This is a genomic window from Candidatus Binatia bacterium, from assembly GCA_023150935.1.
Taxonomy (GTDB): domain Bacteria; phylum Desulfobacterota; class Binatia; order HRBIN30; family HRBIN30; genus JAKLJW01.
Map to the genome: position 1 here is coordinate 45977 of JAKLJW010000021.1, position 12724 is coordinate 58700.

Consider the following 12724-nt stretch of genomic DNA (forward strand, 5'->3'; position numbering starts at 1 on the left):
GCCTACGGACCGCTGTGCGGCGCACCCGCGGCCCCGCGGCATCGAGGGAGCCTCATGCACGTCGTAATGGCGGCTGCCGAGGCGGTACCTTTCGCGAAGACCGGAGGGCTGGCCGACGTTCTCGGGGCGCTGCCGCGCGCCCTGCAGCGGCTCGGCGTGGACGTGACCGTCGTTCTCCCCGCCTACGCGGTTATTTCGCGCCGCGGCTTTTCCGTGCAACGCCTCGATATCGAGCTCGAAATCCCCATCGCCAATCGCATCCTGACCGGCGGCGTGCTTGCCACGACACTGCACGAAACCATTCCCGTCTACTTGATCGAGGCCGAACAGTACTTCGACCGTGCCGGCCTTTACGGTACCCCCAGCGGCGACTATCCGGACAACGCGGAGAGATTCGCCTTCTTTGGCCGCGCGATCCCTGCCCTCCTCCAGCACCTCGGTGCGCCCCACATCCTGCATTGCCACGACTGGCAAACCGCCCTGGCTCCCGTCTTCCTGCGTCTCGATGCTGCGCGCTACCCGAGTCTGGTCGGCGTCAAGACCGTGCAGACCGTGCACAACCTCGGTTATCAGGGTCTGTTCGAACGCACGCACTGGCCGCTGTTGAACCTCGACTGGCGCTACTTCACCGCCGACTGGCTCGAGTTCTACGGGCGCATCAATTACTTGAAGGGTGGATTGGTCGCCGCCGATGCGCTGACGACCGTGAGTCCAACGTATGCTCGCGAGATTCAGACCCGCGAGCTGGGCTACGGGCTCGAGGGCCTGCTGCGCCAGCGCCGCAGCGACCTTTTGGGCATCCTGAACGGGGTCGACTACCGCGACTGGAACCCGGAACACGATCCGTTCATCGCCGCCCGGTACTCCGCCAACGATCCCGCCGGCAAACTCGCGTGCAAGGTCGACCTGCAGCAGACGATCGGCCTGCCCTGCTCTCCGAAGACGCCATTGATCGGTATCGTTTCGCGACTCGCCGCCCAGAAGGGTTTCGATCTCCTTGCCGAGGTCGTCCCGGCAATGCTGCAGCGACACAACCTGCAACTGGCGATACTTGGCACCGGAGACGACCAGTACGCCCGCCTGCTCGGCGACTTGCGGGCGCAGTTCCCGCGTCAGCTGGCGGTGCGGATCGGCTTTGACGAGCCTCTCGCCCACAAGATCGAGGCCGGAAGCGATATTTTCCTGATGCCCTCACGGTACGAACCGTGCGGGCTCAACCAGATCTACAGCCTGCGTTACGGCACCGTTCCCGTAGTGCATGCTACCGGAGGGCTGGAGGACACCATCGCCGAGTTTGACCACGAGACCGGCAGCGGTACCGGGTTCAAGTTCAAATCCTACACTGCGTCCGCGCTGCGCGCTTGTCTCGAACGCGCGCTCGACCTCTACGGCAGCCCGGACTGGCCGACGATTCGCCGTAACGGTATGCGCGCCGATTTCTCCTGGGACCGCTCCGCTCAGGCTTACATGGACCTCTACCGGCGCATACGACCGGATGCTTCACTCACGGAGTCGCTTCCCATAACGGCCGGATGCGGCAACCCGGAACGCCAGGACCACGCGGGAAGGGGACGTCGAACGCCATAACAAGGGCCTCGCCATCGCGGCCGCGAATCGTGCGCACGGTCGCGCCCGCAAAGCATGAACGCAGATCCCCGAGTAAGGTCGTCGCGTCGGGTGCCAGCAGGACGGTAACCGGGCGATCGGGTGCGATCGCGACCACCGCGTCGGCCGGTGCGACACTCATCGCACCTTTGCAGAAGACCTCCATCTCCGCGCCATGCTGGATTCCCAGCGCCAGCACCACCTGCCGACCGTCGCAGCGCGCCGCGGCCTCGCGCAACGCCGCCGCTTGCGTCGTCTCTCGTCCGTCCTCGCGGAGATATTCCCCGAAGAAGAGGTAGGCATTGTGCGCCATCACCCCGAGCATCGCGGCGGCAACCACGGCCGGTCGCACCGTGCGCGCGTACCATTGCCCATCCGCCGGCGCCGCCGCAAGTAACCGGTCGGCCCCAAAGCCCGCCAGTAGAAAGACCGCCGGCATCGCCGCGGCCAGGCGGTATGACGCCCGCGGCGAGTCGGTCAACACGACGCCCACTAACAACGTCAGGCCAAGCCAGCCCACCAGAAACAGCGGTGCCGGTCGTCCCCGCAGCAGCGCCACCGCGATGCCCACCACCAATGCCGCGCGTGTACCCGCATCCAGCAGACCGGCCGGAGACCGATGCAAGACGGCAAGATACGTCCAGCGGCTGAACATGCGCAGACTCTCGCCGAGGTGCTCCGCAACCAGACTCGCGGTCCAGCCGCTCCGTCCCGGAGCCTGCATGACGTCCAGGGAGTGCCCCGTGAGGTCCCCCCAGGGCACCACCGTCAACAGCGGCCCCAGCGCCAGCAAGACCCCAAGAATAAACCAACCCGCATCCGCGACCGCCTCGGCAACGCGATCGCCACGCTCAAACCAGTCGATCACGAGGAGCAACGGAGTCAGCAGTAGAAGGATGCGGACCGGGAAATACCACTGCAGCACGAGACCCGTTACCACGCCGGCGAGGGCGACGATCGCGGCGCTGCCATCCTGTCTACCGCGGATAAGAAGATAGAGCGCCAACGCCGTGCCGAACGAGGACTGCCAGAAAGGAAACCCGGTCCGACTGTTGTGCAGATGCCAGAGCGACACCGCCATGAGGAAAGTCCCGGCGAGCGCCGCCCGGTCCCCAACCAACCGGCGCCCGAGGCCGAAGGTCGCCAGCAGCCCCGCCAGACCCATGAGCGCCGAAGCGAGGCGCAACGCCCGGAACGGCTCGTCCCCGGCGAGGGCCAGCACGCCTCCCTGCACAACGAAGCTCAGTCTCGGCATGGTGAACCACCCGAGACTGGCGAACACGTTAGGCCCTTCACCGCGTGCGATGCGCAACGCCTCCGCACCCGGGAGCAACTCGTCGATGCTGATGCTGCCAGGAATCGACGCAAGACCGGGGAGGCGAAATGCCGCCGCCACGATAACCACCGCAACCAGGCCGACCCACATCGGCACAGGCGGCCCCGCAACCGGATGCCGCGCCCGGGAAAAACCGGTAACGTAAAGGACCAGCGCAGCAACCCACAGGCGGAACGGCCAACCGTACTCGGCCGCGCTGGTCGACCAGGCCGCGCACGCGACCACACCGAGCAGTAAGGCCCCCGCCCGTGCCGTCACGCGTACCCGCGTGCTCACGAACGTCGCTCTCCCTCGATCGGCCCTTCGATATCGCCCGCAAGCCCCAACCCGAGGGAAATGCGCGCCGCGACATCGTGGCAGGCGTCATGCCGAGCCTCCACTGCCGTCAGCAGCGGCCGCAACCCACACCCCGTCGCCAACTGGATTGCCAATCCCGGTCGCGCATTCAGTTCCAGCACCACCGGACCGCGCCGCGCATCGATGACGATGTCGATGCCGAAATACCCGAGCGGCACGGCGTCGTGACTGGCGGCCGCAATGCGCACCACCTCCGACCATGCCGGAATGCGCAGCCCCGCTAGTTCCTGGCCCGTGTCCGGATGTCGGGCGATCTCTTTTCCCCACCGGATCGCATGCACGGCACGGCCAGTCGCCAACTCCAGCCCGACGCCGATGCCCCCGACATGCAGGTTCGCCCGCCCGGCCGACTGCCGAGTCGGCAGCCGCGCCATGGCCATGATCGGTACGCCGTGGAACACCACGACGCGCACGTCCGCAACGCCCCCGGGCGTATATGCAGCCAGGGTACGCTCGGGCACGAGGCGCTCTTCCAGAATGACCTGGTCGCGGGCCTGGCTCATGGCGAAGGCTCCGGCCAGAATGTCGGCAGCCCGCGACAGCAAATCGGCCGCGGACACCTGCGCACCGCCGGCTGTCAGGAAGCGCTCTGCCCGGCGCCCCACCACGACCAGTATGCCCTCCCCACCCGCACCTCTGGCCGGCTTCAAGACGAACTCCTGCCGCCGCATCGCCTCATCGAGCAAATCGCCGAGCTGTCGCGTCGAAGTGTACGCCCCGAACGTGACCGGAACGGGAATCCCGTGCTCGACAAGTACCGCCTTCGTCCGAGCCTTGTCGTCGACCAGGGCCACCAACCGCTGCGGATTCACCCGCAGCAGAACCTCGCCGTTGCGTCGGTTGATCCCGAGGACCTCGCGCCGCAGACGCCGCACCCGTCTGTACAGACCGACCATCAGTTCGCCCGCCGGCCGAGGTCGAAGAAACGGACGTACTCTAGCAGTCGCAATCCGCGCCACTTCCCGAGGCCGATGTCGACGGCGATAGCCGCCACCAGCAACTCCGGAAAACTCAACAGTACTGACTGTAACCCGGTAAAATCGACGGCAAGGTAACAGATCGCCGCCAGGACCAACGTGTTGACCGCCAGCCGAATCGCCTCACGGGTCCCCAGCTCCGCCTGAGACGAAGAGAAGTTCTCGATCACCCCGGCCATGATGACCATCGGAAAGATGCTGACGTTGATCAGCGCCCCGATCCCGAACGACGCTCCGAGTACGGTCAGACCCGCCATCGTACCGGCAACGATCGCAATGAGGATTGCCAACCGGGCCACCAGTTGCAGCCGCACCCGCTGCAGCAGACCGCGGACTACGGCCCCGACGCCGACGATGGCCGCAAAGATCGCGGCCCCCCACTGCAGCCCGGTGGTTACGAAGGCCAACGACACGATAACCGGGGAGAACGTCCCGAAGGTCTCGACGCCCACCACCGTGCGAGCCACGACGATCAACGCCGCGATCACCGGCAGCACCAGGATGAGCGTCAAAGCCTCCAGCGGAACCTGAGCCCGCACCGCCCGCACCCAGCCGGCGACCACGACACGGCGCCACACTCCCAGATCCTCGTAGCTACGGCGGTCCAGAACCACCGGGTCCAGGTCCCACTTCTTCGCTTCCTCGGCCATCGGCACGCCATTGATGACGTTGGCGCGCACCATCTCCCAGAGCGCCAGCAGATCGGCGGGCCGGTCGACCAGCACGACCTCGCCGGTAGGCACCACCAAGCGATAGAGCACCGTGCCGAGCACCCTGCCGACCGCGCGCGGGAATCCCCCGGATACCACCACGCGCGCGTCCCGCAACGTCAGGTGCTTCTCCCCGAGGGCCATCAAGGCGTACAGACCGGCATCGTCGTGAGTCGCCACCAGCACAACATGGGCACCCCGGACCAAACTCAGGTTGTTGAGGATCAGTCTCTGCAGGTACTGCTCGCGGAAGTATCGCGACTCGAAACGAGCCGTCAGCAGAACCACATCGATCTCGTCCGCCTGGGCCTCGCGGAGCAGGCGCTGGGTAACCGCTTCCGGAACGCTCTGATCGGCAAACACCACAACCGAAGCCACGGGTCGCTCCACGTAGCTCGAGGCCGTCCTGACCTGCTCGCCCCCCACCTGCGTCTCCGGACCCCCGCCGTGCGGTCCAGGAGTGGGTTCCGCCGCCGCACGAGCACCTTCACGACTGCTGCGGTGCACGACGAAGCCGTAGTCGAGGGTCGTACCCGAGGTGTGCACGAGCAGCGGCTCGTCACCGCGGTACAGGCTCAAATAGTCGTTCGGCAGCCAGCCGAAGTGCCCGCCGCCGGGGTCCAGGGGCACCCATCCGTCACCGAAAAAGGCCTCGACCCAGGAGATCGTCGCTCGGCGCTTGGTGGCGTCAGCGAGTTTGAGCCCGCCAACCACACGCGTCGGAACCCCGACGCTGCGCAGCAAGGCGGCCAGCAAGCGCGCCTTACCCGCCGTACTCCCGCGCCCCTCGCGCAGCACCGTAAGAGCGTCCTCTGTCGCCTCGCCGGCTCCCCCGCGCACGAACGCCGCAGTGTACTGAAACAGCGCCCAGGCAGCGTCCTCCGCGCTGCGCCCGCCAGCAATCAACTCCCGCGCCCTTCGCTTCACCTCCGGGTCTGCGGACTGAATGAACGGCGACGCCTCGATATACCTTCGTAGCCGCTCCGGAACGGCGAGCGCCGCGAGCGGCACCGACGGGACGGTCTGACTGCTGTCGGTTATCGCCACCGTGAAGTCGTAGGCGATGCGTCCCGACCCGACCGCAGGATCGACGCGGGTGAACGAACCGCGCAGATTCGGGGCGTCCGGTACGTCGCGATAGACAAAGCCCTCGGCGGCGACGCGCCGTTCGAGCACCGTTTGATGCCGATCCGAGAGCGGCAGCAGCGCGGCAACGTGCGCCGATGGCGGGCCGCCGCTCAACTGCATGAAGAGCTGGACGTTCCAGTACGTGGTGATCGGACGCGGCGGTCGTTCGGCCGGACCCGGAGCCTCGCCCGCCCCGCTGAAGACTTCCGTGCCGGCAGTCGGTTCGGGAAGGTCCTGCGCCGCCGCCAGGCCCGCCCAGGACGCTAGCGCGAACACAAGCAGGAACCGCATGCGGGCTCCCCTCTAACAGCGGGCTTATGGACGATCAAGGAAATCGGGGAACCCGACGGGCCGCACAGTTTCCGGGGGTTGGCAGTGGCGCGGAAGAATAAGGGCACGGCGGCGCAGCCAGGGTGAGCCACCGTGCCCGCGAGTGGGTCCCGTTCACGCCGCCCGTACCGATGTCGGGTCCGCGTCGGCACCAGCGCCGGAGGGGGGTGGCGCCAGCACCTCGACGGCCCGCGTCGGGAAACCCATGGGCTCCCGCTCCGCCGGCACGGGTCGGGGGAAGGAAACCGTGAACGTCGAACCCACACCAACCTCGCTCGTAACGGTGACAGAGCCGCCCTGGGCTTCCGTCAATCGCTTCACGATGTAGAGACCAAGCCCGGTCCCCGCGGCTCGTGTCGAGGCCTTGCCGCGGCGGTACGGCGCAAAGACACTCGTACACTGCTCGGCGGACAGGCCCGGACCGGTGTCCCTTACCGCCACGCAGACCGCCCTCTCGTCCGCACTCGAACTGACGACCACCTTGCCGCCGTTTGTCGTGTACTTGATCGCGTTATCGATCAGGTTGCCCAGAATACGGCCGAGCTGAACCTGGTCGGCAACTATCGCCGGGAGACCATCGGCCAACTCGCGTCGCAGGCTGATGTCCTTGAGCTGAGCGCCGCCCTGAGCGAGGGTCAGCACATCGTCGACGACGTCATTCACCTGCACTGGCGCGAGCTGGAAATACACCTTGCCGGCTTCGATACTGGCGGCTTGCAGCAGGTTGGTGACCAGCAGACTCACCCGCCGCACGTTGACCTGGGCTCGCAACAGGAGACCACGGTCGACTGACGCGCCGCCCTCCTGCATCTCCAGCGCCAGGGCCAGCAGGTTCTCGGCATTACCGAGCGGTCCACGGAGATCGTGGCTCACCGCGGCCAGCAACTCCGTCTTGGCCTGCTCGCGCGACCGCGCATCGTTGGCCTCGGACTGGCGACCACGGATCTCGGTAACGAAATAGCCGTAGAAGAGCGCCACCACGAACAGAAACGGCACCCGCAGCAATGCCGCCGTCGTCAGGTAAGGCTCGCTACCGTCCCGCATCGACAGCATGGCCCCGTACGCCACCGCAACCACCACCGCACTACCCACGATCATCGAGAGCGAACCACCGACCGCGGCCACGAAGATGACCAGGAAGTACAACAGAAACAGATCGCCGGACACGTTTGGTGCCCAGCTCAGGCCAAGCGTAACCCACAATGCGTCGAAGATGACGATGACGATCTCGAACACCTGAGACTCGCACCATGCCTCGGGCAAGCGCGCCACCACCAGATTCGACGCCAGGGCCCCGATGATCAGTAAGGCGACGTACCCGGGTACCGCCTGCGCCACCGGATCGACTATCAGCAGGTACGAGAAGGCGATGATCAGCACCCACCGCAACGTCACCACCGTCGACTTCCTCGTTGCCATTCCCATGATCTCCTTCCCCAACCTCCTCACCCACAAGTTCCATGCCAAACCGCCCCGGCTCGCGCACCAAACTTGTGCCCACCTCGAAAATTGGGTCAGACCGGCACAGTAGTGCCGATGGGTACAGGATTCGGCGGCGCCCCGCGCGCGGCACGACTGCGGTCCGCACCCCCAGCCCACCGCTCGGCGGAGGACCGCGGCGGCCCCGGTTCAGGCGCCGGCCGCAGGGTCCCCGAGAAGTGCTGCGACGTGGTGCAGCAACGCTTCGATATCGAAAGGCTTTTGCAGGAAGCGTGCGCCGGCGATGTCGGCGAGGTCGAGGTCTTCGGCAAGATATCCGGATATCAGTAGTACCCGTAACGACGGGTAGGCGCGGCGAAGGCGTCGAGCCAGCAGCGCGCCGCTTTCGCCGGGCATGACGACGTCAGAGACGATGGCGTCGATCGGTGTGCCGATCCGCCCGACCAGTTCCAGGGCCTCGGCAGCCCCGCCGGCGCTATGCACGAGGTAACCGGCATCCTCGAGCGCGCGCACCAGCAGGTCGCGCAGGTTGTCCTCGTCCTCCGCCACCAGTACGGTCGGGCGCCCGGTTCGAGCGGGCAAAGCCTCAACACCGGCCTCGCGCACACGGGGTACCACGGGGTGTTCGGGCGGGAAGTAGATGCGAAACGCGGTGCCACCCTCCGGGCCGCTGGCACAGTTGATGTGGCCCCCATGCTGCTTGACGATACCGAACACCGTGGCCAAACCCATACCGGCACCCTGGCCGATCTCTTTCGTGGTGAAGAACGGCTCGAATATGTGCTCTCGCACGTCCCGGGCGATGCCGGGTCCGTTGTCCCGCACCGTCAGCACGACGTAATTGCCGGGCCTGACGTCCTCTACGAGACCGTGCTCCCGTTCCGTGAGGGTCACGTTCGCGGTTTCCACCGTAACCGTATCGCCGACGCCGGCGCGGCCACCCGGTGTCATGGCGTCGCGCGCGTTGGCAACGAGATTCATCACGGCTTGCTCTATCCGGCCGCGGTCGGCTCGCACCGGCCAGACCTCGGGGGCGCTGCGGACCTCGAGTCGGATGTGGTCGCCCAGCATCACCCGTAACATCGGCACCATTTCGCCGACGAGTGCCGCCAGGCTCTCGGGACGCGTATCGATCGGGTGGGGTCGACTGAAGTTGAGCAGTTGGCGGATCAACCGCGCGCTGGTGTCGACGGTATCGTTGATGCGATCGGCGTCGCGACGGCCCGGGTGATCGCCCGGCAGCTTGGCCAGTAGGAACTGCGTACACGCTTTGATCACCGTGAGCTGGTTGTTGAAGTCGTGCGCGATGCCGCCGGCGAGCCGCTCAATGGCTTCGAGTTTGTGCGCCTGGCGCAGTTGCGCCTCGACCTGCCGTTCGCGAGTCACATCGCGGGCAAGGCCGACGTAGTTGATCAGGCGGCCCGAACTCTCGTGCACCGGGAACACGACGACGTCGGCTTCGTAAAAGGTCCCGTCCTTGCGCCGTTGGACTTCTGCCCAGTGCCAGTTCTGTTCGCCCGAAAGGGCGGACATCATCTCCTGGAAGGCAGCCGCGTCGCGTTCGCTGGTCCGCAGCAGATCCACCGTCCGCCCCGTCAGCTCGGCGCGCCCGTACCCGGTCATCCGTTCGCAGGCCGCATTCACATAGACGATCCGCCCGTCGGGATCGGTGATCATGATCGATTCGACCGCCTGCTCCACGGCGGCACTCAGGCGCGCCCGCTCCTCCTCCGCCTGTCGACGCTCGAGTGCGTCCCGCAGGGTCGCAATGATGACCGCGCGGCCGTTCCACTCGACCATGGTTGTAGTAAGGTCCATCGGACGCGAGGAGCCGTCGGCGCAGCGAAACTCCTGCTGCTCGAACACGTCGCCGCGCACCCGCACCTGCTCTACTGGCCCCACCGGGCTGTCGGCCGGCAGCAGCGTGGAGAAATCCTTGCCGCTAAGGCTCCCAGCAGCATACCCCAGGAGCCGCTCGGCGCTCTTATTGACCTCTAGAATAGTCCCGGTCGCCGCATCGATGATGAGGATGACATCCAGCGATTCCTGGAATATTGCCGCGAACCGCTGCTCCCACTCGCGCTGGGCCGCCGCCAGGAGTCGCCGCGCGCGCCGCGCCTCGGCGCGATGGAGTTCGCGAGCGATGCTCGGAACGATCGCGCCAAGCGTCTGCTTCTCGACGTAATCGGCCGCGCCACCTTTGAGTGCGGTCACCGCGGCCCGAGGACTGTGTTCGGCGGAAACGACGATAACCGGGGCTTGAATCCCGGCGTTACGAATCAGCTCCAGTGCGCGCGACGCGTCGAGTAAGGGCAAACGGAAGTCGCAGGTGACCAGATCCCACTCTCCATCGCGCAAGGCGGCCGCGAGCGCCGCCTCGGTCTCCACGCGCTGCCACTCGGGGGCATAGCCGCCCCGCTCTAATTCGTGGACGATCAACTCCGCGTCGGCCGCGGAGTCCTCTACGAGGAGAACCCGGATCGGAACCGTCGCCATGGTAGTGTGCGTCGCAGCCGACCCGGGGCGCGTCGGAGAATGCCGTTCGGGCTGAGGCGCGCCCCGTCCCCATCCTGCACCGTCTCGACCTCACAGTGGAACTGCGGCGCCTACGCTGGTGAGGGAGCCCTCGACTGCCGGCCCCGGTTCGTAAGTGCAAGAGGGCTCCGCCGCCATGGGATCGCCGGTAACAGCAAAGGCTCGCGCTCGGGACCCGCCGCACACGTGCCGGAATTCGCACAGACCGCACTTGCCGTCCAGACTTGCGGTGTCGCGGAGTCGACGGAATATCGGGGCCTCCCGATACAGGTCGGCAAGCGGCGTTTCCCGGATCGACCCGGCCCGAATCGGCAGAAATCCGCTCGGGTACACTTCCCCCGTGTGCGCCACGAACACCAGGCCATTGCCGTCGGTCACGCCACGCAGGGCACGCGGCATGTCCACCATACCCGCGACGCGCGCCTGCGGGCCCGTAACCACCCCGGCGCGCTTCTCCAGGCGCTGTTGTTGCAGAACGTAGCGCCGGTAGTGCGGTGCCGCGGTCGTTCGTACCGCGAAGGTCGAGCTCTTCGACAGCTCGTAGAGGTACGCGAAGATCTCTTCGTACTCGACAGGGTCCAGTTGATCGGCGGAACGTGCCCGGCCCACGGTGACCAGGAAGAACACGCTCCACATCACCGCACCCAACTCGCCAACGAGGGCGGCCATCGCCGGCAGGTACGCGCGCGTCCGTCGCGTCACCGTGGTATTGATCTGAACCGGCAAACCGCTCCTGCCGGCCGTCCGAATTCCCTCGACCGTCCAACCGTAAGAACCCGGCTGCTGGCGGAAAGCGTCGTGCACCTCCGCCGTCGGCCCGTCCAGACTGAGGGCGATGCGTTTCACACCCGCATCGGCAAGCCGCGCCACAGCGGCCGGGGTGAACAGCGGTGTGCCGCTGGGCGTCACCGCAACGTTGAGGCCGCATCCCACACCGTACTCGATAAGCTCGAACAGATCGGGGCGCTTAAGTGGGTCGCCCCCCGTGATAACGAACACCGGACTGCCCAGGTCGCGGATCTGGTCGAGCAGAGCCCTGCCTTCGGCAGTCGTCAGCTCATCCCGGGCACGCGCCGGTTGCGCGTCGGCGCGGCAGTGAACACAGCGCAAGTCGCAGGCCCGCGTAACTTCCCAGATGACCGTGAACGGTGTGCGGGCAAAATCGAGGCCAAATGGGCCCGAGGGTCGAGACGCCGTCATGTTCGGTGGTCCCATAGCACAGGCTGACTCAGTCCCACACAACTCACGCGCCCTCGATGCTGTCCTGGTAAGCCAGGCGCTTGAGTCGTTCAGGATCGACGAGGACCAGATCCCGGCGACCGAACTCGATGACCCGCTTTTGCTTCAGCCCGGCCAACAGCCGTATGGCCGTTTCCGTCGACACCCCGATCATCTCGCCGATTTCCCTCCGCGAGTAAGGCATCGGCACGCGCGTCGGCCGCCCCTCGCCGCCGTTTCCAGGCGCCAGTTGCAGCAGGAGTTCGGCGAGCCGTCCTTCCGCATTCTTCAAAGCCAGCGTGCGCACCTTGCGCCGTGCCGCGCTGAGGGCCCGACTCAGGGCAGCGATCAGTCGCACCCCCACCTGGGGATACGCTTCGATGAACGGGACCAGGCGCTCGCGCGGCAAATAACAGAGCTGGGCGTCGGTGACGGCTTCGGCCGACACGGAATATGGTTCCGAAGGGTCGGTGGGCAGCTCGCCAAGTACGTCCCCAGGGCCGGCCACTTCGAGGATATGATCGCGGCCGAACCGGTCCGACTGGTAGAGCTTAACCGCGCCATGACAGAGGATATACAGTCCTGAAGCCGGCGTGCGCTCGTGAAAGATTACCTGTCGGCGCCGGTATACCGCCGAAACCCCGCAGGCGCGGAAACTGTCGATCTGTCCATCCGTAAGGTCGGCAATGATGCTCGACCCACGGATACTACAGTGCTCACACGAGATCTTGCGCACGCCGTACCCTCGGGGCTCCCGGCCGACACACAGCCGCCAAGCCCACCTTCAAGCTGACCATTTAAGGTCAACTATGGCCGACGTACCGGAGCGGCGCAAGCACCCGAGATCGGCTTTGCTACGGCGCACCTTCCCCTAAAAAAGGGGCGCGAGCCTTCCCAGTCGAAGGCTCGCGTGGTGAGGGCGGTTCCGTGCTCTAACGAGAGGTGGCCACGAATTTGGCGCCGTGGCGCGGGTTGTCGGGGGTCGCTGTGCCTGCGTGTTACAGCAATTGCGTGAAACGCGTTGGTAGGTCTGGAATCGTAGGTCAAATCGACGCGACGGTACCGCCCATTTACAACGACGAAGACGG

Annotated in this window: 8 protein-coding genes; 1 reads left to right on the forward strand and 7 read right to left on the reverse strand. The window is 66.3% G+C overall.

What is annotated here, in order from left to right; all coding sequences use genetic code 11:
- Positions 1–54: 54 nt before the first annotated feature.
- On the forward strand, positions 55–1587 hold the full coding sequence (gene glgA / locus L6Q96_13545; GenBank protein ID MCK6555583.1) for a glycogen synthase GlgA: 1533 nt from the start codon (positions 55–57) through the stop codon (positions 1585–1587).
- On the opposite strand, the gene L6Q96_13550 is transcribed toward glgA, so the two are convergent.
- The 7 genes from L6Q96_13550 to L6Q96_13580 all read right to left on the reverse strand — a co-directional run bounded on the left by L6Q96_13550 (position 1505) and on the right by L6Q96_13580 (position 12372).
- A complete protein-coding gene (locus tag L6Q96_13550) occupies positions 1505–3217 on the reverse strand; it encodes a glycosyltransferase family 39 protein (protein ID MCK6555584.1) in 1713 nt (570 codons plus the stop codon). The two genes, glgA and L6Q96_13550, sit on opposite strands and share 83 nt — an antisense overlap.
- Positions 3214–4194: an alpha-L-glutamate ligase-like protein gene (locus L6Q96_13555; GenBank protein ID MCK6555585.1), complete on the reverse strand. Its 981-nt coding sequence runs from the start codon at positions 4192–4194 to the stop codon at positions 3214–3216. Before L6Q96_13555 ends, L6Q96_13550 begins: the two co-directional genes overlap by 4 nt.
- Positions 4194–6404, reverse strand: coding sequence for a hypothetical protein (locus L6Q96_13560; GenBank protein MCK6555586.1), 2211 nt, complete (start codon positions 6402–6404; stop codon positions 4194–4196). Before L6Q96_13560 ends, L6Q96_13555 begins: the two co-directional genes overlap by 1 nt.
- A gap of 153 nt (positions 6405–6557) precedes the next feature.
- Complete coding sequence (locus tag L6Q96_13565) at positions 6558–7862, reverse strand: HAMP domain-containing histidine kinase (GenBank protein ID MCK6555587.1); 1305 nt, start codon at positions 7860–7862, stop codon at positions 6558–6560.
- A 210-nt stretch (positions 7863–8072) separates the two neighbouring features.
- Positions 8073–10379, reverse strand: coding sequence for a PAS domain S-box protein (locus L6Q96_13570; GenBank protein MCK6555588.1), 2307 nt, complete (start codon positions 10377–10379; stop codon positions 8073–8075).
- 90 nt (positions 10380–10469) lie between these two features.
- Complete coding sequence (locus L6Q96_13575) at positions 10470–11618, reverse strand: TIGR04053 family radical SAM/SPASM domain-containing protein (protein ID MCK6555589.1); 1149 nt, start codon at positions 11616–11618, stop codon at positions 10470–10472.
- Positions 11619–11661: 43 nt separating this feature from the next.
- Entirely contained in the window at positions 11662–12372 is a 711-nt protein-coding gene (locus L6Q96_13580) for a Crp/Fnr family transcriptional regulator (protein MCK6555590.1), read from the reverse strand.
- Positions 12373–12724 lie beyond the last annotated feature (352 nt).

What these genes read in the sequence shown, in the direction of transcription:
- L6Q96_13565 (MCK6555587.1), bottom strand. Translation starts at nt 7,862, where the DNA reads ATGGCAACGAGGAAGTCGACGGTGGTGACGTTGCGGTGGGTGCTGATC.
- glgA (MCK6555583.1), top strand. Translation starts at nt 55, where the DNA reads ATGCACGTCGTAATGGCGGCTGCCGAGGCGGTACCTTTCGCGAAGACC.
- L6Q96_13555 (MCK6555585.1), bottom strand. Translation starts at nt 4,194, where the DNA reads ATGGTCGGTCTGTACAGACGGGTGCGGCGTCTGCGGCGCGAGGTCCTC.
- L6Q96_13575 (MCK6555589.1), bottom strand. Translation starts at nt 11,618, where the DNA reads ATGACGGCGTCTCGACCCTCGGGCCCATTTGGCCTCGATTTTGCCCGC.
- L6Q96_13560 (MCK6555586.1), bottom strand. Translation starts at nt 6,404, where the DNA reads ATGCGGTTCCTGCTTGTGTTCGCGCTAGCGTCCTGGGCGGGCCTGGCG.
- L6Q96_13570 (MCK6555588.1), bottom strand. Translation starts at nt 10,379, where the DNA reads ATGGCGACGGTTCCGATCCGGGTTCTCCTCGTAGAGGACTCCGCGGCC.